Source organism: uncultured Campylobacter sp. (assembly GCF_938030145.1).
Taxonomy (GTDB): Bacteria; Campylobacterota; Campylobacteria; order Campylobacterales; family Campylobacteraceae; genus Campylobacter_B.
In genome coordinates this window covers 17,393-40,994 of record NZ_CALHGM010000008.1, presented here as the reverse complement: position 1 = coordinate 40,994, position 23,602 = coordinate 17,393, and the positions used below count along the sequence as shown (strand labels likewise).

The 23,602-nt window shown below is 50.4% G+C and carries 22 protein-coding genes; 15 read left to right on the top strand and 7 right to left on the bottom strand.

Features of this window, described 5'->3' with window-relative positions; all coding sequences use genetic code 11:
- Nucleotides 1–8 precede the first annotated feature (8 nt).
- From pth to Q0323_RS01345, 13 genes are all read left to right on the top strand, one after another.
- Nucleotides 9–566, top strand: a complete 558-nt coding sequence (gene pth, locus Q0323_RS01405) for an aminoacyl-tRNA hydrolase (RefSeq protein ID WP_298050757.1) — start codon at nt 9–11, stop codon at nt 564–566.
- Nucleotides 563–1,609, top strand: coding sequence for an LptF/LptG family permease (locus Q0323_RS01400; RefSeq protein WP_298050755.1), 1,047 nt, complete (start codon nt 563–565; stop codon nt 1,607–1,609). Before pth ends, Q0323_RS01400 begins: the two co-directional genes overlap by 4 nt.
- A 45-nt stretch (nt 1,610–1,654) precedes the next feature.
- Nucleotides 1,655–2,965, top strand: a complete 1,311-nt coding sequence (gene lysA / locus Q0323_RS01395; protein WP_298050752.1) for a diaminopimelate decarboxylase — start codon at nt 1,655–1,657, stop codon at nt 2,963–2,965.
- On the top strand, nt 2,962–3,396 hold the full coding sequence (locus tag Q0323_RS01390) for a hypothetical protein (RefSeq protein WP_298050750.1): 435 nt from the start codon (nt 2,962–2,964) through the stop codon (nt 3,394–3,396). The genes lysA and Q0323_RS01390 overlap by 4 nt, the downstream gene beginning before the upstream one ends.
- Nucleotides 3,380–4,456 (top strand): prephenate dehydratase, encoded by a 1,077-nt coding sequence (pheA, locus tag Q0323_RS01385; protein ID WP_298051012.1) that lies wholly within the window; start codon nt 3,380–3,382, stop codon nt 4,454–4,456. Before Q0323_RS01390 ends, pheA begins: the two co-directional genes overlap by 17 nt.
- On the top strand, nt 4,456–5,565 hold the full coding sequence (gene hisC / locus Q0323_RS01380; protein WP_298050747.1) for a histidinol-phosphate transaminase: 1,110 nt from the start codon (nt 4,456–4,458) through the stop codon (nt 5,563–5,565). Before pheA ends, hisC begins: the two co-directional genes overlap by 1 nt.
- Complete coding sequence (dxs, locus tag Q0323_RS01375) at nt 5,555–7,387, top strand: 1-deoxy-D-xylulose-5-phosphate synthase (protein ID WP_298050744.1); 1,833 nt, start codon at nt 5,555–5,557, stop codon at nt 7,385–7,387. The genes hisC and dxs overlap by 11 nt, the downstream gene beginning before the upstream one ends.
- Nucleotides 7,388–7,451: 64 nt before the next feature.
- Complete coding sequence (locus tag Q0323_RS01370) at nt 7,452–7,862, top strand: Fur family transcriptional regulator (RefSeq protein WP_298050742.1); 411 nt, start codon at nt 7,452–7,454, stop codon at nt 7,860–7,862.
- Between the two features lie 48 nt (nt 7,863–7,910).
- A complete protein-coding gene (locus Q0323_RS01365) occupies nt 7,911–9,329 on the top strand; it encodes a CHAD domain-containing protein (RefSeq protein ID WP_298050739.1) in 1,419 nt (472 codons plus the stop codon).
- Nucleotides 9,330–9,338: 9 nt separating this feature from the next.
- Nucleotides 9,339–10,067: a bifunctional demethylmenaquinone methyltransferase/2-methoxy-6-polyprenyl-1,4-benzoquinol methylase UbiE gene (gene ubiE, locus Q0323_RS01360; RefSeq protein ID WP_298050737.1), complete on the top strand. Its 729-nt coding sequence runs from the start codon at nt 9,339–9,341 to the stop codon at nt 10,065–10,067.
- Nucleotides 10,060–11,226 (top strand): exodeoxyribonuclease VII large subunit, encoded by a 1,167-nt coding sequence (gene xseA, locus Q0323_RS01355; RefSeq protein ID WP_298050734.1) that lies wholly within the window; start codon nt 10,060–10,062, stop codon nt 11,224–11,226. The genes ubiE and xseA overlap by 8 nt, the downstream gene beginning before the upstream one ends.
- A 10-nt stretch (nt 11,227–11,236) precedes the next feature.
- Entirely contained in the window at nt 11,237–12,313 is a 1,077-nt protein-coding gene (gene serC / locus Q0323_RS01350; RefSeq protein ID WP_298050731.1) for a phosphoserine transaminase, read from the top strand.
- 416 nt (nt 12,314–12,729) lie between these two features.
- Nucleotides 12,730–12,969 carry a DUF333 domain-containing protein gene (locus Q0323_RS01345; RefSeq protein ID WP_177388543.1) on the top strand — a complete coding sequence of 80 codons (240 nt, stop codon included), beginning with the start codon at nt 12,730–12,732 and terminating at the stop codon, nt 12,967–12,969.
- Between the two features lie 446 nt (nt 12,970–13,415).
- Here the strand turns inward: Q0323_RS01345 and Q0323_RS01340 are convergent, their stop codons facing one another.
- From Q0323_RS01340 to Q0323_RS01315, 6 genes are all read right to left on the bottom strand, one after another.
- Entirely contained in the window at nt 13,416–14,102 is a 687-nt protein-coding gene (locus Q0323_RS01340; RefSeq protein WP_298050728.1) for a hypothetical protein, read from the bottom strand.
- 661 nt (nt 14,103–14,763) lie between these two features.
- Nucleotides 14,764–15,267 carry a flavodoxin family protein gene (locus Q0323_RS01335; protein WP_298050725.1) on the bottom strand — a complete coding sequence of 168 codons (504 nt, stop codon included), beginning with the start codon at nt 15,265–15,267 and terminating at the stop codon, nt 14,764–14,766.
- Nucleotides 15,264–16,478 carry a radical SAM protein gene (locus Q0323_RS01330; protein ID WP_298050722.1) on the bottom strand — a complete coding sequence of 405 codons (1,215 nt, stop codon included), beginning with the start codon at nt 16,476–16,478 and terminating at the stop codon, nt 15,264–15,266. Before Q0323_RS01330 ends, Q0323_RS01335 begins: the two co-directional genes overlap by 4 nt.
- Nucleotides 16,479–17,261, bottom strand: coding sequence for an ABC transporter substrate-binding protein (locus tag Q0323_RS01325; RefSeq protein ID WP_298050720.1), 783 nt, complete (start codon nt 17,259–17,261; stop codon nt 16,479–16,481). It abuts the gene before it with no gap.
- Nucleotides 17,258–18,031 carry an ABC transporter ATP-binding protein gene (locus tag Q0323_RS01320; protein ID WP_298050717.1) on the bottom strand — a complete coding sequence of 258 codons (774 nt, stop codon included), beginning with the start codon at nt 18,029–18,031 and terminating at the stop codon, nt 17,258–17,260. The genes Q0323_RS01325 and Q0323_RS01320 overlap by 4 nt, the downstream gene beginning before the upstream one ends.
- Nucleotides 18,028–18,996: an iron ABC transporter permease gene (locus tag Q0323_RS01315; RefSeq protein ID WP_298050714.1), complete on the bottom strand. Its 969-nt coding sequence runs from the start codon at nt 18,994–18,996 to the stop codon at nt 18,028–18,030. The genes Q0323_RS01320 and Q0323_RS01315 overlap by 4 nt, the downstream gene beginning before the upstream one ends.
- Nucleotides 18,997–19,554: 558 nt before the next feature.
- Here Q0323_RS01315 and Q0323_RS01310 point away from each other — a divergent pair.
- The gene (locus Q0323_RS01310) at nt 19,555–21,636 is read left to right on the top strand and encodes a carbon starvation CstA family protein (protein WP_298050711.1); all 2,082 of its coding nucleotides are present in this window, start codon (nt 19,555–19,557) and stop codon (nt 21,634–21,636) included.
- Entirely contained in the window at nt 21,623–21,838 is a 216-nt protein-coding gene (gene kcuS / locus Q0323_RS01305; protein WP_298050708.1) for a KCU-star family selenoprotein, read from the top strand. The genes Q0323_RS01310 and kcuS overlap by 14 nt, the downstream gene beginning before the upstream one ends.
- A 391-nt stretch (nt 21,839–22,229) precedes the next feature.
- Here kcuS and Q0323_RS01300 read toward each other — a convergent pair whose 3' ends face one another.
- Nucleotides 22,230–23,555 carry a hypothetical protein gene (locus Q0323_RS01300; protein ID WP_298050705.1) on the bottom strand — a complete coding sequence of 442 codons (1,326 nt, stop codon included), beginning with the start codon at nt 23,553–23,555 and terminating at the stop codon, nt 22,230–22,232.
- Nucleotides 23,556–23,602 lie beyond the last annotated feature (47 nt).

Genomic DNA, 23,602 nt, shown 5'->3' with positions numbered 1-23,602 from the left:
GGGCGCCTATGATACTGATCGCAGGACTTGGGAATCCTGCTCAGAAATACGCAGACACTAGACACAACGTCGGTTTTATGCTAATCGACGAAATTTTAAAGACGGGCGGCTTTAGCGAGCTTGGTTCGTCTAAATTCCAAGGCGAGCTTTTTAAAAAGGGCTCGCTTCTTCTTTTAAAACCCCAAACTTTTATGAACTTAAGCGGCAACTCCGTAAAGGCCGTGAATGATTTTTACAAACCGGAGCGCATCATCGTGGTGCACGACGATATAGATTTGGATCTGGGCGCCGTTAAATTTAAAAAAGGCGGCAGTAGCGGCGGGCACAACGGCATCAAATCGATCGATGCGCTAATCGGTGCGGATTACGAGCGCGTGCGTATCGGCGTGGGCAAAAAACAGCAGGGGCAGGACGCGGCAAATTTCGTACTCGGAAATTTTAACGAAAGCGAGCGCGAGAAGCTGAGTGAAATTTTACCCTATGTCGCGCGCGCGGTAGAAGAGCTCATTTGCTCGGATATAGAGCAGGTCGCGCAAAAATTTACGATTAAAAAGGCTAGGGTGTGAAGTTATACGTAAAATACGCGGCTCTTTCCTATCTGAAGTATTTTTTTATCCTGCTAATAGCCCTTGAGTGCTTTTATGTAGGCATCGATGTGCTTACTAATCTCAAAGATTTTCCTTCAAGCGCGAATACTGCTCTTTTGTATATCGCTCTAACCGCAGCGGTCGCGCTTAGCTACACGCTACCGCTAAGTCTTATTTTTGCGCTTATTTTGATGGGCTTTAATATGATCCGTAGCAACGAGCTGGTGAGCTTTTATGCGCTTGGGGTTAGCAAAAACGCGCTGATAATCCCTCCATTTTTGATCGCACTTGCGATTACCGCGAGCTTTATAGCTTTAAATTCCACCTCGTTTGCATACGCATTAAAATTTCAAAAGAATTTAACCGATTTATCGCCTACGGGGGGAGATATGTTTTTGAAATTTGAGGGTAAATATATCTACATCAAAGCTCTAAACGGTAAAAACGCAAATGATATAACAATCTTTAATATAGGGGATAACTCCGTTGCTTCACGCTCGCATGCAAGCTCTGGCGAATACGCAGGTAAAATTTGGCATCTGCGCGACGTAAATACTACTACTTTACCAGCGCAGCTTAAACTTGGAGGAAGTGGATTAAAAAGTAAGCTTAGTGCGCAGAGCGAGGCGCTTAAGGGCTTTGATCCAAGCTCGATTGCGAGTGTTTATGATACGAGTAATGTATATTCGATCAGGGATGCTTTGCGTTCGATCCGCACCTTTTCGCATCAAGGCGTGAATATCTCCACTATAAAAGCAAGCCTTTATAATATGATATTTTTTCCGTTGTTCGCGCCCTTGGCGGTGTTAGTGCTGTATTATTACCTGCCCGTTACGGGACGATTTTTTAATCTTGCGCTACTAAGCTTTGGATTTTTTATCGCTACGCTATGCGCTTGGGGCGTGCTTTTCGTGTTAATTAGGTTTTCTCTCAACGGCGTCATCATCCCAGAACTTGGCATTATCGTGCCCATAACAGCGCTATTAGGCTTTGCGGCATTTTTAGTTTTTAAGCATCGTTAAGCCTTGATTTGTTAGAATGGCGCAAAATTTATCGGTGGAAATTCTATGGATTATTCAAGTTTAGCCCGCAAATACGGCACTCCTTTATACGTTTACGATTTTAACGAGATACAAAAGAATTTTATAGCGCTCAAAGAGGCCTTCGCAGCGCGCAAATCGCTCGTCTGCTTCGCGATTAAAGCAAGCTCTAATTTAAGCATTTTAAAATTTCTATCGGATCTGGGCAGCGGCTTTGATTGCGTCAGCATCGGCGAGCTGCGCCGCGCGCTATATATCGGCGCAAAGAGCTATAAGATCATATTCTCTGGCGTCGGCAAGCAAGATAGCGAGCTCGAGTTTGCGCTAAAGTCTGACATCTTGCTGATAAATTTAGAAAGCGAGGCCGAGATGCTGCGCCTCGAGCAAATCGCGCAAAAGCTAAATAAGCCCGCTCGCATCAGCATCCGCGTAAATCCAAACGTCGATGCTAAGACCCACCCCTACATCTCCACGGGGCTAAATGAGAACAAATTCGGCGTCAGCATCGAGACTGCGCGCAAGATGTATATCTACGCCAAAAAGAGCAAATTTTTAAATCCCGTCGGTATCCACTTTCACATCGGCAGCCAGCTTACGGACATCTCTCCGATCTGCGACGCGGCAAAGATCGTAAGCGATCTGTTGCGCGAGCTGCGAGCCCTTGAGGTCGATATAAAATTTTTCGACGTGGGCGGCGGCATCGGCATCCGCTACGAGGATGAAAAGCAGATCGTGCTCTACGACTACGCGCAGGGGATTTTGCGCAGCCTAAGCGGGCTAGACGTCACGATCGTGTGCGAGCCCGGGCGCTTCATCGCGGGGGCTGCGGGGGTATTTCTTACCCGCGTGCTTTACGAAAAACAAAACTGCGGCAAGCGCTTCGTCATCGTTGACGGCGCGATGAACGATCTCATACGCCCGAGCCTCTACGGCGCGCACCACGCCATCGAGATCGTTAGCGCTTCGGAGGGTATGAATTTAGACGAATCCGGCGCGAGCGAAGTAAATTTAGGCGGCAGGGGCTCGGATCAAACAAGCGGTTCGGGCGCGGATGAAAAAATTTCAAGCGTAAATTTAGCCGCAGCGAGCCTCTGCGACGTCGTGGGCCCGATCTGCGAAAGCGGCGACTTTCTAGCCAAAGCGGTGAGCCTGCCTAGCCTGCAAAGCGGCGATCTGCTCGCGATCAAAAGCGCCGGCGCCTACGGATTTTCGATGTCGAGCAACTACAACACCCGCTGCCGCGCCGCTGAGGTCGCGGTTTACGACGGGCAGGACCGCCTGATTAGAAAGCGCGAGAGCTTTGATGATCTAATCGTGCTCGAAAAGGATCTCGTATGATCCGCGCGGCGAGCCGTCTAAAACAGGGCGCGATCTTAAATTTCAAACCCGAGCGTGCAGCGGTTTTAAATTTTAACGCCGCAACGAGCGCGGCCCTAAATTTTAAACGCACCGCCGCTTTAAATTCCAAGCCCAAATGCACCCGCGCTTTAAATTTCAAATCTAAACAAAATGCGCCTCTAAATTTTACGGCAAAACAAAGCCCCGTTTTAAATTTTAACCGCGCCCCTTTAAATTTCAGATCCCGCTGCGACGAATTTTATCGCGCCTTCTTAGCGCGCGGAAGTTGCGGCGCGGCAATCGCAAGCGATGAAATTCTAAGATCGCGCGGTCAAAATTTCAAAGCGTGTCGCAAAAGAGGCGTCGTGAAATTTTTAAAATCGAAATTTAGGGGCGAGCAAAAGGAGGGCTATGATGCAAAACATCGATGATCTGCGCGTTTGTATCGATAGGCTGGATGATAAAATTTTGCGCCTTATTGACGAGCGCATGGGGTTTGTCAAAAAGATCGGCGAGCTGAAGCAGACCGCGGGCAGCGCAATCTACCGCCCGGAGCGCGAGCGCTCGATCATCAGCAGGCTGGACGGCGGAAAGGCGCGAAATCTAAGCAAAGAGGCGATCGAGGCGATATTTTTTGAAATTTTTTCGGTTTCGCGAAATTTAGAAAAGCCGCAGATCGTCGCGTTTTTAGGGCCTTTCGGCACCTATTCGCACCAAGCCGCCAAGAGCCGCTTCGGCGCGGTAAGCTCCTATCTGCCGCTCTCGAACATCGAAGCGGTCTTTAAGGAGCTTGATAGCGGCGAGGCCAAATACGGCGTCGTGCCGATCGAAAACAACACCGAAGGCGCGGTGGGAGCAACGCTTGATTGCTTGCGAAAATACGAAGGCGTCAAGATCGTCGCCGAAATTTATATGGATATCCACCACTGCTTTGCGAGCCACTGCGACGACGTAAGCACGGTGGAGCAGATATTCTCGCATCCACAAGGATACAATCAGTGCCTTAAATTTTTAGACGATCACGGCCTTAGCGGCGTTAAATTTACCGCGACCAAATCGACCGCGCTTGCGGCGCAGATGGCGGCTGCCACGCCGCACTCCGCCGCGATCTGCTCCAAGATCGCCGCCGATCTTTACGGCGTGCCGATGATGTTTCAAAAGATCGAGGACAACTCCGCCAACCGCACGCGCTTTTTCGTGCTGAGCGACTTTAAAAACCAGAAGAGCGACCGCAACAAAACGAGCATCCTAGCCAAAACCGACGACCGCCCGGGCGGGCTCGTGGACTTTTTGCAGATGTTTCGCAACGAGGGGATAAATTTAACCAAGCTCGAAAGCCGTCCGGTCAAGCTTAGGGATTTTAAAAGCGTCTTTTATATCGATTTTGAGGGGCATGTGGATGACGAACGCGTGGCGCGCGTGCTGCAAAACGCGCAGAAAAATGGCCACGAAATCACCTGGCTGGGAAGCTATATAAACGGAGGGGAGTGATGAAATTTAACGAATTTGTAGAAAATCTAAGCAATTACGAAGCGGGCAAGCCGATCGAGCTTGTGGTGCGGGAGTTTGGTATCCGCAAGCAGGACGTGCTAAAGCTTGCCAGCAACGAAAACCCCTTCGGCACTAGCGAGGCGGTGCAGGAGGCGATCGTGCAAAATGCCGCCTGTGCGCATCTTTACCCCGATGATTCGATGTATGAGCTAAAGGGCGCGCTCGCCTCGAAATTCAGCGTAGAGCCGCAAAATATCATCATCGGCGCGGGCAGCGATCAGATCATCGAGTTTGCGCTGCATGCCAAGCTTAATTCGCGCCGCGCGATACTGCAAGCGGGCGTCACTTTCGCGATGTACGGCATCTACGCAAGCCATTGCGAGGCTAAAGTTTACAAAACGAGCGCTCAGGAGCACGATCTAGCCGAGCTTTTAAAAATTTATAACGCGCACAGGGATGAAATTTCGGTCATCTTTTTGTGCGTGCCGAACAACCCGCTTGGCGAGTGCTTGGATGCGGAGGCGGTGTATAAGTTCGCCGGTAGCGTGGATGAGGACGCGCTTTTGGTGATAGATGCCGCATATAACGAATTTGCGGCGTTTAAAGATGAACGCAAAAAGCTCGATCCGAAATTTTTAATTCAAAATTTTAAAAACGTGCTCTATCTAGGCACCTTCTCGAAGGTCTACGGACTGGGCGGTATGCGCGTAGGCTACGGTGTCGCGCCGCGGCAAATCATAAGCGCGCTTTATAAGCTGCGCCCGCCCTTTAACATCACGACGCTTAGCCTCGCAGCGGCGATTGCGGCGCTAGAAGACGAAGCTTTCGTGCAAAAGAGCCTGCAAAACAACGCCGCGCAGATGAGCCGCTTCGAGGATTTTGCGCGCGAGCGAAATTTGGAATTTACCCCTAGCTACGCAAATTTCATCACGTTTAAACTTAACCCGTCGCTAGATAGCAGCGAGCTTTGCGAGCAGCTTCTGCGCCGCGGCATTATCATTCGAAATTTAAAAAGCTACGGGCTAAACGCCGTGCGTATCACGATCGGCACGCCTGAGCAAAACGATCGCGTCTTGGGCGCTTTGGGAGAAATTTTAAGTGGATATTAAAAATAAAAGCCTAGAGGAGCTACGGGAGCTCTGCACGCAGATCAGGGCGCGCATCATCGAAGTCGTGAGTAAAAACGGCGGCCATCTAAGCTCAAACATGGGCGCGGTCGAGCTCATCGTGGCGATGCACTACGTATTCGACGCCGCGAACGATCCGTTTATCTTCGACGTAAGCCACCAAAGCTACGCACACAAGCTCCTAACGGATCGCTGGGAGGAGTTCGGCTCGCTTAGGCAGTTCGGCGGTATCAGCGGCTACACTAAGCCTAGCGAGAGCGAATTTGATTACTTCGTCGCAGGACACGCCTCGACGTCGATCTCTTTAGCCGTGGGCGCGGCAAAAGCGATAAGCCTAAAGCACGAAGATCGCGTGCCGGTCGTGCTCATCGGCGACGGCTCGATGAGCGGCGGCATGACCTATGAGGCGATGAACGAGTTAGGAGATCTGCGCCTGCCCTGCATCATCATCCTAAACGACAACAAAATGAGTATCAGCAAGCCCATCGGCGCCTTTAGCAAATACCTAAGCCAAGCGATGGCGGGCGAGACCTATCAAAAATTTAAATCCCACGTAAGAGAGCTGCTCTCCCACGCTCCGCAAAGCGCCACCTATATGGCGAAGCGCTTTGAAAATTCCTTAAAACTCATCATTCCGGGGATGTATTTTGAGGAGCTGGGGCTCGAATACATCGGCCCGGTGGACGGCCACAACCTAGCCGATCTCATATCGGCGCTAAAGACGGCAAAAAGCGCGCGCAAACCCGTCGTCGTGCACGCTCAAACGATCAAGGGCAAGGGGTATGACAAGGCCGAGGGCTATTTGGAGAGTTGGCACGGCGTAGGGCCTTTCGACATTCAAAGCGGAGAATTTAAGAAAAAATCCGCCGCCAAAAGCGCCACGCAAATTTATGCCGAAGCGCTTTTAAATTTGGCCGCTAAGCATGAAAACGTCGTGGGCGTAACCGCCGCGATGCCAAGCGGCACGGGTATGGATAAGCTGATCGAGAAATTTCCGCACCGCTTCTGGGATGTAGCGATCGCCGAACCTCACGCGCTAAGCTCGATGGCTGCGATGGCGCGCGAGGGTTTTAAGCCGTACGTTACGATATACTCGACCTTTATGCAGCGCGCATTCGATCAGATCGTCCACGACGCGGCGATTATGAACTTAAATTTAGTCCTTGCGATGGATCGCGCGGGCATCGTGGGCGAGGATGGCGAGACGCACGAGGGGGTCTTTGACGTAAGCTTCTTAAACGCTATCCCAAACGTCAGCATGTGCGCGCCGCGGGACGAGGCGAGCTTTAAACGAATCATCGAGTACTCCTACGCGCATGAGGGGGTTTTGGCGATCCGCTATCCGCGCGGAAGCTTTATCTTGGACTGCGACGAGACCGGCGCGTATGCGATAGAGCTTGCAAAATCGGTGTTTTTAAAGCGCAGCGATAGCGCGCACGTAGCGCTGATCGGCTACGGAAACGGCGCAGGTAGGGCGTATAAAACGGCTGAGGCGCTAGAAGGGCAGATCGAGGCGGACGTCGTAGATCTAGTCTTTGCAAAGCCTTTAGACGCTGAGTTTTTGCGAAATTTATCTTGCAAGGATAAAATTTGGTACGTCTTTAGCGACAACGCCAAAAAGGGCGGCGTCGGTGAAATTTTAAGCGCATTTTTGCAGGAAAATGAAATTTCGGACATAAAGATCGTGAGCTTCGAGTTCGGCGATATGTTTTTGCCGCACGGAAAGACCGCCGACGTAGAACGCAGCTTGGGCTTGGACGTGCAAACTCTATCCGAGCGAATATTAAGTGATAAAAAATATTAGTTAATATCAACTTTGTTTAAAGTAAAATTTGATAATATCACTTTAAAATTTTTGAAGGACAAAAATGAGCCACGTAGAACTACTCAAAACCTGCGGTTTGAAAGCAACTCCGCAAAGATTATGTATCCTAAAGGTACTTGATCGCCACGAGCATCCAAGCATAGAGGACCTATACGAGGGGATCAAAGAGGACTATCCATCTATTTCGCTAGCGACGGTTTATAAAAATTTAAACACTCTGCTCGACGAAGGGGTCGTAGTCGAGGTCAATGCACCGAACAAAAAGAGCCGCTACGACATCTATCAGATGCCGCATATCCACGTCGTGTGCGAAAAATGCGGTAACGTGATGGACCTTTTCATGGACGATGCCTTTAATAAGGATGTTTTGAAAAACATCGAGCGCAAAGCGGGCAATTTCATCCGCAAGCTAAATATCACGACAACGGTCGAAGACTGCGAAAAGTGTAGATAGTTTAAAGAATTTTCTGCTATCATTACCCACTTTATTTTTGGAGCGGGTATGCAAACTAAGCGTAAATTTTTATTGAGCGATGATTCGATTATGCGGACGCTAGAGCGTGCGGGGCTGAAATGTCGCAAGGTAAAGATCGCTTGGTTTTATACCTCGTTCTACCCCGAAATTTACTACATCCGCCAAAACGACGAATGCTCTTTGCACCACAAAAAAGAGGATCTCGACAGACAAACTCTAAATTTTAAAATTTCAAAAGATGATTTCAAAGAGGCTTTAAAAAGCAGGATCGCTCGCATCGTGCAAAAAAACCGCTACGGCTTTGCTAACGACGAGGCGGAGTTTTGGTTAGAGCTTTACGGCGGCGAGCTAAGCACGCTCGTGATTTTACGAGCGAAATTTCAAAGCGAGGCAGCAAGCGCAAATTTTGATTTTGTAAAAACCTTCGGCAGCACCGATTTTTGCGAGATCACCGACGATTACCGCTACAAAAGCCGCTATCTAGCACGCTACGGCATACCGCCGCGCTCGCTTGATTTCGCGCACGCTCGCAACGTTTTTAAAAAATTTAGCCGAGTTAAATTTTTCGCTCCGCCCTATGCAGACAGCGTTAAGCTCGCGCGCTTGGCGCTTGAGTTAGCGTGGACGAGGGCGTGCGCCGCAAAGGGCGAGTATCAAAAAAACCTCGCCCCCGAAGCTCTTCACGAGCTGCGCGTACAGATCCGTAAATTTAGAGCCGTTTTGAAGCTATCCTCGCCGCTTTTCGAAGCCGAAAAAAAGGATGAAATTTTAAAACTACTCGCAGGATTTATGAGCCGCACCAATCAGCTGCGAGACCTTCACGTTTTTGCGGAGTTTTTAAAAGCCGATGACGCGCCTGCAGGCTTTTTGCAACAGCTAAATCTTATCACAAAGCGCTCTGAGGATAAAATTTTGGAATTTCTTTCTAGCGCGGAATTTGCAGATTTAAACGGCGCTATTAGCGGCTTTTTAAGCGGCGCGGACGGCATCTACGCGCGCAGCGAATATGAAAAAATTTCAAAAAAGTTCGCCTCTGCCCGCCTTTGCAAGCTGATTAAAAGCTTGCGCGCGGAGCTAAAAAATTTACAGCAAGGCTCGTCTCTGCAAGCATTTCACGACGCGCGCATAGGGCTAAAGAGGCTGCGATACGCGCTTGAAATTTTTGCAAGAAGCTTTGATGAAGGCTGCGTCAGGGGGCTATTTAAACGCACCAAGGCCGCCTGCGAGGATTTCGGCGCGCTGCAAGATATCAGCGTGTGGCAAAATTTCATCGCGATCTATCAAAAAGCAAGCGATAAAAGCGGCGTCGCGTTTGCGTATCTGCTGGCTCTGGACGCCCGGCTAAACGACCGCCGCGCCGAGCTGGAGGAAAAAATTTTAAATGAAAAAGAGGCTCTTTTGCGCGCGCTGAAAAGATCGCTGCGTAAAATCAAAGCATACGAATAAGGAATACCCGTGCAAAAACAGGAAAAAATCATAAAGATGTTCGATCAGATCGCGCCTACCTACGATCTGGCAAACCGCGCCATCAGCTTCGGCGTAGACGTTTCGTGGCGCAAAAAGGCGGTCGAGCTGACGCTTGAAAAGCTTAAAGGAAAGCTCGTGAGTATCGTCGACGTCGCGTGCGGCACGGGCGATATGATAAGCTCGTGGCGCGACGGCGCGGCGCAGCACGGCGTGCAGATCGAGCGGATCGTGGGGATCGATCCGAGCGAAGGGATGCTAGAGGTGGCTAGGCAAAAATTTCCCGGCTACGAGTTTATCAAAGCAACCGCGGGCGTCACGACGCTAGATGATGCAAGCGTGGATATTTTAAGCATCAGCTACGGCATAAGAAACGTCGTGGAGCTGGACGTAGCGCTTGCGGAGTTTAATCGCATCATCAAACCCGGCGGCTCGCTCGTGGTTTTGGAATTTACAAAAGCCGCAAGCGGCGGGCTCGCGTTTAAAATCAGAGATTTTTACGTGAGTAAAATTTTACCCAAAATCGGCGCCTTCATCTCGAAAAACAAAGAAGCCTACGAGTATCTGCCAAGCTCCATCGGTAGCTTCCTAGACGCCGCGAGCTTTAGCGAAAAGCTCAAAAACGCGGGCTTTGAGCTGCGCGTGCAAAAGGGCTTCAGCTTCGACGTCAGCACACTTTTCATCGCGGAGAAAATCGCGCGGAAGAGCGACGATGCTTAGCGTAAGCGAGCTAAATGCCCAAGCCAAGGCACTTTTAGAGACGAGTTTTGGCTTCGTCGAGGTCGAGGGTGAGATATCTAAGTTTAGAATTCAAAGCACGAGCGGGCACTGGTATTTTACGATCAAAGACGCAAGCGCAGCGATCGATTGCGCGATGTTTAAATTTAACGCCGCGCGGATAAATTTTATCCCAGCCGTCGGGGATAAACTCATCGTAAGCGGCAAGGTCTCGCTATACGCCCCCACGGGCGCATATCAGATTCAGGCATCAAACATCCGCAAAAGCGGCGAAGGCGAGCTAGAAGCGGCGTTTGCCGCGCTAAAAGAAAGGCTTAGCAAAGAGGGGCTTTTCGATGCCGCGCACAAAAAACAGCTTCCGAAATTTGCCCAAAGCATCGCGATCATCACGAGCGCGGGCTCAGCAGCGCAGGCGGATATGCTTCGCACGGCACAGGACCGCTTCGCGCTTTGTAAGATCGATCTGTATAACGCGCTAGTGCAAGGCGAGGGCGCGCCTGCTTCGATCATAAGCGCATTGCGCGCAGCCGACGAGAAGGGCTATGATGCGATCGTCATCGCTCGCGGCGGCGGCTCGCGCGAGGATCTGTGGTGCTTCAACGACGAGGCCTTGGCGCGCGCGATCTACGCGGCCAAAACGCCCGTCATCTCGGCAGTTGGGCACGAGATCGATTTTAGCATCAGCGATTTCGTAGCCGATCACCGAAGCCTCACGCCCACCGCCGCGATGATCGATCTGCTGCCCGATATTTGCGCGATCTTTCAGAGCCTAGACGGCGTAAGCGATGCACTTGATAGGCTGATAAAAGATAAAATTTCATCCGCACAAAACGTGCTGAGCCTCGCAGCTTTAGAGCTTAGATCAAAATCGGTCGAGCCAAAAATTTCAGGCTCGCTTGCCAGGCTTTTAAATTTCGAGCTTAAATTTAAAAATTTCATCGGCTCTAAGCTAAGCGCTGCAGAGCATACGCTAAGTGCCAAAGATGAGCTTTTGGCGCAAAAGGCGAAATTTTTTGAGATCACCAAAGACCTCGTTCAAATCCAAAAGGACGGCAAAACGGTGAGCTTGGGCGAGCTTGCCGCGGGCGATGAGTTCGTCCTTTGCTCGCAGCAGCTCAGCAAAAACGCAAAAATCATCTAAAGGAGGCAAAATGGATAGAGTAATAAATTTTAGCGCAGGACCTAGCACCATCCCGCTGGGCGTGCTAAAGCAGGCGCAAGAGGAGCTGCTAAACTACGCAGGGCTCGGATTTTCGATAATGGAGATCTCGCACCGCACAAAAATTTTCGAGGAAGTCCTGCATAGCGCGATGAGCCGCGTGCGCGATCTCTACGGCTTTTCGGATGATTTTACGATTTTATTTTTGCAAGGCGGCGCGAGCCTTCAGTTCGCGCAGGTGCCGATGAATCTATACGCGGGCGGCGTCGCAGAATACGCCAACACGGGCAACTGGACGAGCAAAGCGATCAAGGAAGCGGGCGTGCTCGGCATAAACTACCGCGTGGTCGCAAGCAGCGAGGAGAGCAAATTCGACCGCATCCCCGAGGTTAAATTCTCTGACGACGCCGACTACGGCTACATCTGCTCAAACAACACGATCTACGGCACGCAGTATCCGCAGCTACCACAGTGCGCCTGCCCGCTCGTAGTCGATAGCTCGAGCGATCTGTTTTCGCGCCCCGTGGATCTTAGCAGCGTAGGAATGTTTTACGGCGGCATTCAGAAAAACGGCGGTCCCGCGGGCGTTACGATGGTGGCGATCCGCAAGGATCTGCTGGACCGCGCAAACCCTAAAACGCCGATGATCCTGCGCTACAAAACGCAGGCGGACGCGGACTCGATGAGCAACACCCCGAATACTTTCGGAATTTACATGCTAAATTTAATGCTCGGCTGGATCAAGGACGAAATCGGCGGGCTCGCGGCAATGCACGAGCGCAACAAGCGTAAAGCGGCGCTACTTTACGGCGCGATCGATGCTAGCAGCGGCTTCTACCGTGGCCACGCGCAAAAGGACAGCCGCAGCCTGATGAACGTGAGCTTTAATATCGCAGATGCCGCGCTTGAGCCGGTTTTCGTCGCGCAGGCGGAGACGGAGGGGATGATAGGGCTTAAAGGACACCGCGTTTTAGGCGGCATCCGCGCCTCGATCTACAACGCGATAAACTACGAGGATGTTGAAAAACTAGTCGCTTTTATGAGCGAGTTTGCGCGCAAAAACGGTTAGCGGCGGTTAAATTTAGAGGGTTTGGGCGCGGCTCGCACTTATAGACGAGATCGTTTAGGATCCGCGCTTACCTTGTCGCTGAGCTAGTTATTTGCCATAGCCCTCGCTTTTATAGCCGGTATTTTACGGCAGAAATAGCTTTGATGCGGCTTGGATTTCGCTGCTAGAATTTTATTGAAGGCAAAATTTTATGATGTTAAATTTTGCATTGGATGAAGTCTGATGGCTTTGATTTTGCAGCGGCGAGCGGACTTGGCGCTGCTGGGATTTATTAGGTAGGATTTAACATTTAAAACGCTATTATCGGTGTTCGAGGATGGAAGGCGGTTTATTGATTTAGGCGCAAGTTTAGCGTATCTGGCGTCTAAATTTAAGCTTAATCCTAAAAACGGGCAAAATTAAATGAAAGGATTTAAATGAGTTTTAAGAGATTTTTTGCAGTAGCGCTTGCGGTGGGCGCTTTCGCTTCGGTGAGCGCAGAGGCTAGCGCTGCTGGGGATTTTTGTATTAAAAATGGCGGCGAGCTGATCGTCCGCAAAGACGGCAACGGCGTGGATTACACCGTTTGTAAGCTGCCTGACGGCACTATGATCGACGCTGAAGAATTTTATAAAACAGGCGGTGATTTGAGTAAATTTAAGAGCGTAAATCGATAGAATTTTATCGCTTGCGAGATTTGCGGCAGCGAAATTCCATAAAATTCTGCGTCAAAATTCCTCTTTAAAATTTAGATAAATTCTAACTAGCAAGCGTTAGTGCAAGTAAATTATTTGGGTACCTCATACAAAGTGAGGGCAGCAGGGTGATGGAAGAAATTTAATTATCCAAACATCAACGATGTGCGGAGATTTTGCTCTAGCAAGGTGCTGAAAGCGGCGGCTACGCAAAGCAGAAATATTTTAAGCGATTTGACGCAACGTAGACAACCTGCTAGATTGCTTGATTACGACGCAGGTTTTTTTGGATATGCGATAAGCGTTTGTGCCCATACTTGCTGAACTTAAATTTTAGCCGTTCGTGGACGTCGCTCCCTTCCTTTTTTTGAAAGACTCAAATTTTAGTCGCCTGTGAGCGCCCATTCGCTTCCTTTGCCTGCGTAAATTTAGCGCGTGAAAACCACGACCTCGCCGCGCTCAAACGTGATCTGCCGTCCCGCTAGATACAGCTCGAAGTAGGGCTTCAAAAAGTCTTCCTGCGGTCTTTGCGCGTAGTTTGGATACTGCAAATACGCCGAGAGCAGGTAGTCGCAGTTGATCGAATAGTGCGCCTCGCCGAGCACCCATAGCTTCGCATCGAGTTTCGGCGAATCTATCATCCACTCCATGATCGCCTCGTAGACGGCGTCCGCAAGCTCGTCTTTGTTATATGCGAGATCAAAGCTCTCCTGCACGCGCGCGGATTTTATCTGCTCAAGTATCTTTAAAAGCTCACTCTTGCCGAGAAACTCTGCAAAAATTTTTAGATTATGAACGTACGCTAAAGCTAGGCTCTTAAGCGCTTCGCCACCAAATTTCGGATCCTGTGGTGGGCAAAAATACCTGGGCGCCACGCCTTGATCGAACGCCTCCCGCGTCTGCTGCGCCGTGACTGCGTAGATCGGCATTATACGCACTTGCAGCTCGGTGCCGTTTTGCAGCGGTGCAAACACTGCATCTACGCCCGCGCCGTCAGGCATAAAGCACTGAAAAAGCCCGTAAAGCTTATCCTGTAGATCGATCTCTTTGCAATCTAAGCTTAAATCTAGCTCCGCAGCCTCGTTAATGCGGCTAGCGTACTCGAAATTCGTCATTTTCGCCCCTTTAAATTTTGACCGTCAAAGCGTTTGTGTGGAATTTACCTAAATTTTGCGCATTTTCCGAATTAAATTTACGCGCGATAAGACTTTTGTAGAATTTAAAATTTAGCGGTTCGGTTTAGATTCGGTACCGCGGCAAAGCGGGTGGAGCGATTGGCGGCGGCGGGTTGTCGTGCGGGCGGTTAGTAGCGGCAGATGGGTATCGCGCGGCGGGAGGACGGCGCCCGACAGCAACACCTGTGACACGTGACGACAGGGGTAGCCGACGATCGCGACCGCGGCGCTCGCAGGCCACTTGCTTGCAGAAACGGATTTTTAACGCTCAGGCCGTCGCAAAATGGTGGGCGGTATATTGGATGACGGCACGACCGCGGTATTCGCGGGTCGGTCACTCGCAAAAGCGCTTTTCGCGTTCAGAGCGCGCATTAGCGACGCAAAGTCGGCGGCATTGTTTGATCTATTGCGCGCGAAATGAAATTTTATCGTTTAAATTTTAGAGCAAAACCTGCGCCTGCAGCGGCAAATTTGCTTGTAGTAATGAAATTTATCGTCTAAATTTAGTAAAAAATAAAATTCCAAATCGCGCGTGAAGTAGTTTGAAATTTTATCTGGCTTTGCTTCGCCGCGCAGCGGTTTGCGCGGCTTACTTTAAATTTTATTCTATCCCCGCAAATGCTGCTTTTGCGTCCGCCAGATCCTTCTCGTCCGGGTGTTTCGCAGCCTCTGCCCAGCGCGCAAGTCGCTCGGGGGTAATAGGGTGGGGCGAGTTACCGCCGGCCGCCATTTTGCGCATCATTTCAAGTAGATTCGGATCGATTGCGCCCTGGCAGGCAAACTCCCTTATGATCTCGTTGCCGTTTGCTTTAAGCCCCTCTTCAAAGGTATCTAGGCACTTGCGCGAGTGCTCGCCGTCCGGCTCCGCGCCCAGAGTCATAAAAACGCCAAGCTTCTTGCCGTGAATCTTGCGTAAAAAGCGCATAAATTTCGCCTCAGCTTCGCCTTTATCGACATAAAAGCCCAATGCAATGAAGTCGTAGTCATTGACCTCGCCCTCGAAATCGCGGAAATTTAAGCTTTCGCAGCCTAGTTGTTCGGCGATCGCGTCGCCTACCTTTTTCGTGTTGCCCGTTTGCGAGGTGTAAAGCACGATTTTTTTCATACAAAATCCTTTTTCATAATGTTTGCTATCTCTTCGTTGATGTTGTTGCCCCAAAAAACTCCATCCAAGTTTAAGACCGATTTTCCATCCTTAAGCTCCAAAAGCCCCCAGCTCTCAAATTCCTTTAGTTTCTGCAGCGCTTCGTCATAAACGCTCGCGCTTAGGCCGTCTTTTAGCGCGTTTAAGCTTACGATCGGGTACTGAAAGAGGCTGCAAAGCACGCCGTATGCGCTTTCGCGCTCATTGGTGCGCGAGATCATCTTATGTCCCGACACGCCGTAAATTCCGAAGCCCGCTACGTGTCCGCCTGCGCCGTTGCCGATAGGAAGGACGTCCGTGCCCTTGTGGCTTAGCTTGATGTAGCCGTAGTTATCGCGCCCTTTGCGAGTAAGCTTGGTAAGCTCCAAAACCTCGAAATTCCCGCTTTGCAGTAGCGCCTCTGCAAAGGCATGGTGCAGCTTTTTATCAGTCGGCAGATCGTAGTAGGAGGTGTCGATCTTTTTGGATAGCTCCGAGCCTTCGAAAAACATCAGCGAGTAAAAGCTAGCGCTATCTAGACCTAGCTCATTTACATAGCGCGCGTCCTCTAGCGCTTCCTCCACGCTTTCGTTCGGGAAGTTGTAGATGATGTCGCAGCAGAGCATGCCGTCAAATTTTTCTCTAAGATCCTTCAGTCGCTCGATTGCGCGAGCGGGCTTATGCACGCGGTTTAGAAGCGCGCGCCCCTGTCTGCTGAAGGTCTGTACGCCGATGCTAAAGCGGTTCACGCCGAAGCTTTGCAGGGCGAGCGCTTTTTGCGTATCTAGATTATGCAGCGTAGTTTCTATGCTGATCTCGCAGTCGTCCGCGATCTTAAAATTTTTATGCAGCGCGCCCAGAACTTTTTCAAAGTGCGCTTCGCTAAATACGCTCGGCGTGCCGCCGCCGAAGTAGATGCTTTTAACACTTTTGGTATCGAAATAGGGCATCTCGCCGTAGTCTTTGATCTGGCGGATTAAAAATTTAGCGTATTCGTCCAGCTCGTCGCCGAGTTTGGAGCGCATCATCGAACAAAACGAGCAGATATTATCGCAAAAGGGCACGTGCAGATAGATCACGCAATCGCCGTCTTTTGCGGGCTGCTCCAGCGCGTCGAACAGCTCGTTTTCGCTTGCGGAAACGCTCTCGAAAAGTTTGGAGCGGTGGTGGGATTTAATGCGTTCTTTAAACATCTATTTCGTTGCCTCCGCGTAAATTTCATCCACCGTCTCGCCGATCTGCGGGCTGCCCCGCAAGATGAGCGTCGGAGCTTTTAAAATTTTGCCCGATTTTACGGCTTTGGTATTTTTAAGGATCGGATTTGCCTTTAAAAAATCCTCCGTCTCGCCGCCCACGACGACGATTATATCGGGGTTTTGCTCCAAGATGTATTCGGCAGATACCGAAGGCGTGCTGCCTTTTAGACCGTCTGCGATATTTTTGGCGCCTAGGCGAGCGAAGATATCGCCGATGAGGGTTTTGTCGTTAAAGGCCATAGTGGCGTTTGAGCCGAAAAATAGCGCTACTTTTTTGCCGCGAAGAGCGGGTTTTTCTGCAAAAATTCCATCCATCCGCGCGCAAATTTTATCCGCCTCGCTCTCTTTTTTTACGATGGCCGCGACCTTCTTTACGTTTTGGCAGATGTCTGCGGTGGAGTTTGCATCCATCGCAAGGCTCTTAAGTCCTAGCTTTTGTAGATTTTCGCTAACGCCTGCGAAGTGGAAGCTCGTAATAACCAGATCAGGCTTAAGCTCGACGATCTTTTCCATATTCGGCTTGACGTAAGTGCCTACGCTGGGTAGTTTCGCGGTTTCAGCCTGCGGGCGGATCTTGCTCATCGAGGTAGTTGATATCGCAGCGATCTGATCCTGCGCGCCTAAAGCGTAGATGATCTCGACCGCGGCGGGATCAAGTACGACTAGACCTTTGGCGAATACAAAGCTCGCCGCAGTCAAAGCTATAAGAATTTTTTTCATAATTTCTCCTTTTTGGGTAGTATAAACTTTACCCCGTTTTCTTCTATTATTAAAGCTTCAAAGCCGTAAATTTCTTTTATGATCTGCGGCGTAAAAAGTTCGCTCGCACTGCCGCGATATCTCACTACGCCATCTTTTAGCATCAAAATTTCATCGCAAAAAAGCGAGGCTAAATTTAGATCGTGTAGCACGATGACGCTCGTTAAATTTAAAGAGCGCGTCAGGTTTTCGCAGATGCTCATCGCCTCGATGGCGTAGTTCATATCTAGCGCGCCCGTGGGCTCATCGAGCAGTAAAATTTCAGGCTCGCTGACGAGCGCTCTAGCAAGCAGCACGCGCCCGAACTCCCCGCCGCTTAGCTCAAATGCGCTACGCTCTAGGAATTTTTTCACGTCCAAAAGCTCTGCCATTTGCTCCACTTTAGCGTGATCGCTCGCATCGTAGCCGCTAAAGGCGCTTTTTAATCGGCAAAATCTGCCCGCAAGTAAAATTTCTTTCACGTTTAGCGCGGCTGCGAGGGCTGTTTTTTGCGGCACGAAACCGATTAGCGCCGCAAGCTCTTTTAGGCTATACTCGCTTGCCTTTTTGCCGTTTATTTCGATGATCCCGCTTGCAGGCTTTAAAATTTGCAAGATGTTTTTTAGCAAAGTGCTTTTGCCGCAGCCGTTGGGACCCAAAATCCCGTAAAATTTCCCCCGTTTTAAATTTAACTCGATGCCTCGCAGAATCGCCCGCTTGCCGTAGCTGAAGTTTAGCGCCGAAATTTTCATGCATGCTTCCTAAACGCGAGGTATAGAAAAAAGGGCGCGCCGAAAAAGGAGGTCACCACGCCGATCGGAATTTCTACCGGCGAGAGGGCATTTTTAGCGATTACGTCGCAAAAAACCAAAAAAACTCCGCCGGTAAGCGCGCTAGCAGGGATCAGCACGGCGTTACTCGCCGTATGAAGCGCCATGCGAAGCGTGTGCGGAATGATGAGCCCCACGAAGCCTATCATCCCCGTAAATGCGACCGAAAAGCCGATGATGAGCGAGGAGACGATGAGTAGGCTCTTTTTGGACTTCTCGACGTTGAGTCCGAGCGACTTTGCCTCCTCGTCGCCGTTTAAGATGATATTTAGCTCGTGGCGCTTCGCGTAAAAATACGCCATGCAAAACAGAAGCGGCGGCAGCAAAAGCGCGATCTTTTGCCAGTTGGCGCCGCCTAGATAGCCCATCATCCACGCCGTAATCCTAAAACTATCCTCTCCGATTAGATAGACCGCGAAGGATGTAAATGCGCCCAAAAAGGACGATACGGCGATGCCTACGATCAGCAGAGTCGAGATCGAGCGGGTATGGGCTGCGAGCTTAAAGATCACGAGCGAAAGCCCGCTGGCGGCCAAAAACGCGAAAATTCCGTAAAAAACGTCGCTAAGCCCCAGTAGGTAGGCTATAACCGCGCCGAAGGTCGCTGCCGAGGCGATGCCGATGATGTAGGGATCTGCAAGCGGGTTTAAAAATACGCTTTGCACCACCACCCCCGAAGTTGCCAGCAGCGCGCCTATTAAAATTCCAAGCACGAGGCGCGGCAGACGCATTTGCGTTAAAATCAGCTCCTTGGTTTCGTCTATCTCGCCGAAGGTGAAAAATTTTGCGATGTCGCCTAGCGAAATGCTTGCCCCGCCGCTACTTACGGCTACCAAAGCAAGCAATATGAAAGCTACGATTAGAAAGAGATAAAATTTAAAGCTCATAGCCCACCAGGCGAACTATACGCGCAGATTTCATCGCGGCGGATATTTTTAAAATTTAAGCGGCGTCGGGAATTTATGCAGGCGGAATTTATAAAATTCTCGCGGCTGGCGCAATTATTTTTGAAGCTTGCATAGCTTTTGATATCAGCGCGAAAAAGTACGTAGCCGCACACCTGATTCGGCATAAATTTCCTCCTAAAAGTATTCGCGATTTTTATTAAGAAATTAAAATCGTTATCATGGGATTTTATCGCTTGATTTCTTAAACCGCGATAAATTCCGTAACGGCTAAGAGCTGTGGAGTTAAATTTGGGGCGATTAAATGTTAAAATTTCGCGCGTCTCCAAGCCGTCTATTTAAATTTAAAATTCAAAATTTAGGCGTTAAATTTAAACGCCGAAAGAGCTCTTTTTAATTTCGCAATTCAGCTTTAAATTATAAAAACGCCGATAAAATACGCACTAAATTTTATTTAACGAGCCCCGCTTTAAAGGCGCAAGCCGTTTTGTTAAACGACGAATTGCGCCAAAGCCGCTCGCTAAGTTTTAAGGAGTGAGCATGAAATTTTGGCAAAAGATCCTTTGGGCGGCGGTCGCCGTCATAGGGGCGTGGTGTTTCGGCGTACTTGCGCTAAATAAAGGCGAGAGCATCAGCGCCGTCTGGCTCGTAGTGGCCAGCGCGTGCATCTATCTGATAGGATACACCTTCTACGGGCGCTTTATCGCGTATCGCGTCTTTGAGCTGGACGATCGCCGCGCAACTCCTGCAGTGATCCGAAACGACGGACGAGATTACGTCCCTACAAACAAATACGTCCTTTTCGGGCACCATTTCGCCGCTATCGCTGGCGCAGGACCGCTCGTAGGTCCTGTAGTGGCCGCACAGATGGGCTATCTGCCCGGCACTATTTGGCTTTTGGTAGGCGTCGTGCTCGCAGGCGCGGTGCATGATTTCATCGTGCTCGTGCTCTCCACGCGACGCGGCGGCAAGAGCCTCGGCGAGATGATCAAAGATGAGATGGGCAAGCTCACCGGCGGCATCGCGATGATCGGGATTTTTTTCATCATGCTGATCATCGTAGCAATCTTGGCGATGGTCGTCGTAAAGGCGCTCGCAAACTCGCCGTGGGGGCTTTTTACGATCGCGATGACGATACCGATCGCCATATTTATGGGAGTTTATATGAGGTTCTTGCGCCCGGGCAAGGTCAGCGAGGCATCGATCATCGGCTTTGTTTTGCTGATGCTTGCGCTTTGGGGCGGGCATTACGTTTCGATCGATCCGTACTGGCACGACGTTTTTTCACTAAAGGGCGAGACACTCGCACTTCTTACTATCGGCTACGGCTTTATCGCGGCGATCTTGCCCGTGTGGCTGCTGCTTGCGCCGCGCGATTATCTAAGCACCTTCCTTAAGCTCGGCGTCATCATCGGCATGGCGGTCGCGATAATTTTCGTCGCGCCCGAGCTTAAAATGCCCGCTACGACGAAATTTATCGACGGCACGGGTCCCGTTTTTGCAGGCCCGATATTTCCGTTTTTGTTTATCACGATCGCATGCGGCGCGATCTCGGGCTTTCACGCGCTGATCTCCAGCGGCACGACGCCTAAGATGGTCGAGCGCGAAACCCACACTCTTTTCATCGGCTACGGCTCGATGCTTATGGAGAGTCTCGTAGGCGTAATGGCGCTCGTAGCGGCGTGCATCCTAAGCCCGGGCGAATACTTCGCTATCAACTCGCCCGCCGCTGTACTTGGAAAAGACGCGGTAAGCGCCGCGGCGTATATAAACTCTATCGGATTTAGCATTACGCCCGAGCAGATCAGCGCCTTGGCTTCAAACGTCGGCGAAACCACGATGATGAGCCGCACGGGCGGCGCTCCTACCTTTGCGATGGGGCTAACGATGCTGCTGCATCAGATCATCGGCGGCAAGGAGCTGATGGCGTTTTGGTACCATTTCGCGATTCTGTTTGAGGCGCTGTTTATTCTAACCGCGGTCGATGCGGGCACGCGCACGGGGCGCTTTATGGCGCAAGAAATTTTAGGCAACCTCTATAAGCCCTTTTCCGATACCAAAAATTTCCTCTACGGCATCATCGCGACGGTGATCTGCGTGGCAGGCTGGGGATATCTGCTCTACAGCGGCGTTACCGATCCTATGGGCGGAATTTACACGCTGTGGCCGCTTTTCGGCGCGTCCAATCAGATGCTCGCGGGCATCGCGCTGCTGCTTGCGACGGTGGTGCTTTTTAAAATGGGCGAGCAAAAATACGCCTTCGTCACGATCGCTCCTGCGATTTGGGTGCTTATAACCACGCTTTATGCGGCGATCTTAAAGCTGATGCCGGCTAACGGCGAGCGCGTGCACGACGCGGTAAGCCACGTGGCTATCGCGCAAAATACCGCCGCCAAGCTCGCTAGCCTGAGCGATCCCGCCGCGATTGAAAAGGCGCAGGCTATCATCAGAAATAACGTCATCGACGCCGTGCTATGTGCTCTTTTCGTCGTTGTTACGATCGTAGTCATCGCCCAAACGATAAGGATGTGCCTTAAAATTTCAAAGGGCGGCGCGAACGAGGGGTATTTCAAACTAGCAGAAAGCGAGCACGTAGATAGGGGCGTTTATGAAAAAGCTTAAATTTAACCCGCTCGCGGCCCCGAAGGCCGTGGCAAAATTTTTGGCGCGCGCAGATGCCGCGCTTGCGCCGCTCATCGGGCTCGGCGATTACGAGGGCTATCTGCGCCATTTCAGAAACGCCCATCCTGACGAAGTCCCGCTGAGCAGGGCGGAATTTTTCCGCGCGATGCAAGATAGCAAGGCAAAAAACGTCAAGTGCTGATAGCGGCGAAAGGGCGCGGTCGCGCCGTACAAATCGTCGTTGATCTGAAATTTTAAATTTGATAGGGTGCGGGCGAGCGAGTCATGAAATTTAGCCCGCTGCTAGGGATCAAATTTTGCGTATACCTCTTTGAGATTGCGCTTTAAATTTGCTGGCACTTAGGGCGTTAAGATTTGTCCTTGCCGTCGCGCTGTACTCATCGCTAGCCGCGCCGTTTTGCAACGGTCTCGCCTGTATGTCGTAGAATTTTTAAACGGGTATTTCCGCGTCTTGGTAGAATTCTATATAAAATTTTTGCAAAATTTTTAGCAAACCTGCCTTAATTAAAGGCGTGAAATCATAGCTGCAAATTTTAAATCAGGCATATATGCGTGCTTGAATGGACCATGGCTTAGATCTCATAACAGGTTAAAATTTGCTCCGCGTCCTCGTCGTAAGCGTTATCGACTAGTACGAGATCGCGGGCGCACTCGGGTGCGCGATGTCTGCGTTTTTCATTTTTACCGGGAGCGAGGAGTGAATATTCAAGGTTTTCGATGCCGCGGTCGCCTTCGGGCATTAAATTTTGCTCGGCAAATGCGTCCTTTTGCTCCGCTTCGTATTTTGCGCTCGCAGCCCGGCAAGAAGCAGCCGTAACGACGCCTAAAATTCTCGCGCCCTTTTGTTTAAATTTATACGCCAGCACGGGCTTTGCCGCGAGATATTGGACCTGCTCGCCGAGTTTAAATTTAAAGGGATCGTCGTACTCAAATTTATCCGTCGCTTCGCATCCGGATTTGCTCGTCTCGTTCCGTGTAAATTTATCCGAGCCGCTGCAATTAAATTCGTCCGCTTCGTCGCATCTAAATTCCTCGGCTTTATCGTGCGCAAATTTGCCCAAGCCGTCGTGCTCACCGCTCCCGAGGTCGCCCAAGCTGCCGTGCTTAAAGCCGCCCGTCTCGCTACGCAGATCAAGAACCTTCAGCTCATTCGGCTCGTTTATAAAGTATCCGCGCCAGCCGTCTGATCCGTCCGCCGCAAGCTCGAATTTATCGAAATCAAAGTCCAGCTTCACGCGGAATTTAACGTTAAAATTTGCGTCCGTAAAAACTAGCTCGTTAGCACCCTCGTTTTCGCCCGCTTCGCCCACGCGAATGCAATATCCGCCTTCCGCGCGCTGCGCCTGCGTCATAGGGCAAGTTTTGGCGATGATTTTAAGCTCGCAACCGCTCAAATTTAAGCCGTAAATTTGACCCGAGCGCGTAAAAATCAAGAAATTTAGCTCATCCTGCTTAAAAATCGCCGCGCAGCCCTTTAATCGCTTTCGCGTGCCCGTCTGCGTCTCAAAATCGTAAATAAAAAGCGTGTCGTCGGTCGCCGTAATAGCCTTTTTATCGCCGCCCTTGCTACTTAACGCGATAAAATTGCCGTATTTTAGCACGCCCTTTTTATGCTTTGAGATGAGCGCGAGATCCGCGGCGTTAAATTTATAAATCGTGTCAATAAGGCCCAAAACTACGAGCGTGCGGCCGTCATCGTCAAAGGTCGCGGCGCGAGTAAAATCGCGGAAAGGCGCGCCGGCTAGCTGCTCGCCGCTTTCGAGCGAGAATTTTCTAAGCTTCATCTGCTTTTGTTCGTCGTTATCGCCTACGTAAAATGCGCGATCGCCCTTTATCAGGATATTTTCGCCGATATCTCGAAGCCTGTTTTGAAGCCTGTTTTGCCATAAAATTTTCATCCATCGCTCCTTTTGTTTGTGCGCAAAGAACACAGCGCGATTTATCG

Excerpts from the sequence above, each read along its gene's own strand:
- Q0323_RS01390 (WP_298050750.1), top strand. The coding sequence starts at position 2,962 with ATGATCCGCGCGGCGAGCCGTCTAAAACAGGGCGCGATCTTAAATTTC.
- Q0323_RS01300 (WP_298050705.1), bottom strand. The coding sequence starts at position 23,555 with ATGAAAATTTTATGGCAAAACAGGCTTCAAAACAGGCTTCGAGATATC.
- Q0323_RS01330 (WP_298050722.1), bottom strand. The coding sequence starts at position 16,478 with ATGTTTAAAGAACGCATTAAATCCCACCACCGCTCCAAACTTTTCGAG.
- Q0323_RS01325 (WP_298050720.1), bottom strand. The coding sequence starts at position 17,261 with ATGAAAAAAATTCTTATAGCTTTGACTGCGGCGAGCTTTGTATTCGCC.
- Q0323_RS01365 (WP_298050739.1), top strand. The coding sequence starts at position 7,911 with ATGCAAACTAAGCGTAAATTTTTATTGAGCGATGATTCGATTATGCGG.
- xseA (WP_298050734.1), top strand. The coding sequence starts at position 10,060 with ATGCTTAGCGTAAGCGAGCTAAATGCCCAAGCCAAGGCACTTTTAGAG.
- Q0323_RS01340 (WP_298050728.1), bottom strand. The coding sequence starts at position 14,102 with ATGACGAATTTCGAGTACGCTAGCCGCATTAACGAGGCTGCGGAGCTA.
- Q0323_RS01315 (WP_298050714.1), bottom strand. The coding sequence starts at position 18,996 with ATGAGCTTTAAATTTTATCTCTTTCTAATCGTAGCTTTCATATTGCTT.
- pheA (WP_298051012.1), top strand. The coding sequence starts at position 3,380 with ATGCAAAACATCGATGATCTGCGCGTTTGTATCGATAGGCTGGATGAT.
- Q0323_RS01370 (WP_298050742.1), top strand. The coding sequence starts at position 7,452 with ATGAGCCACGTAGAACTACTCAAAACCTGCGGTTTGAAAGCAACTCCG.
- Q0323_RS01345 (WP_177388543.1), top strand. The coding sequence starts at position 12,730 with ATGAGTTTTAAGAGATTTTTTGCAGTAGCGCTTGCGGTGGGCGCTTTC.
- serC (WP_298050731.1), top strand. The coding sequence starts at position 11,237 with ATGGATAGAGTAATAAATTTTAGCGCAGGACCTAGCACCATCCCGCTG.
- kcuS (WP_298050708.1), top strand. The coding sequence starts at position 21,623 with ATGAAAAAGCTTAAATTTAACCCGCTCGCGGCCCCGAAGGCCGTGGCA.
- lysA (WP_298050752.1), top strand. The coding sequence starts at position 1,655 with ATGGATTATTCAAGTTTAGCCCGCAAATACGGCACTCCTTTATACGTT.
- hisC (WP_298050747.1), top strand. The coding sequence starts at position 4,456 with ATGAAATTTAACGAATTTGTAGAAAATCTAAGCAATTACGAAGCGGGC.
- Q0323_RS01310 (WP_298050711.1), top strand. The coding sequence starts at position 19,555 with ATGAAATTTTGGCAAAAGATCCTTTGGGCGGCGGTCGCCGTCATAGGG.
- pth (WP_298050757.1), top strand. The coding sequence starts at position 9 with ATGATACTGATCGCAGGACTTGGGAATCCTGCTCAGAAATACGCAGAC.
- Q0323_RS01320 (WP_298050717.1), bottom strand. The coding sequence starts at position 18,031 with ATGAAAATTTCGGCGCTAAACTTCAGCTACGGCAAGCGGGCGATTCTG.
- Q0323_RS01335 (WP_298050725.1), bottom strand. The coding sequence starts at position 15,267 with ATGAAAAAAATCGTGCTTTACACCTCGCAAACGGGCAACACGAAAAAG.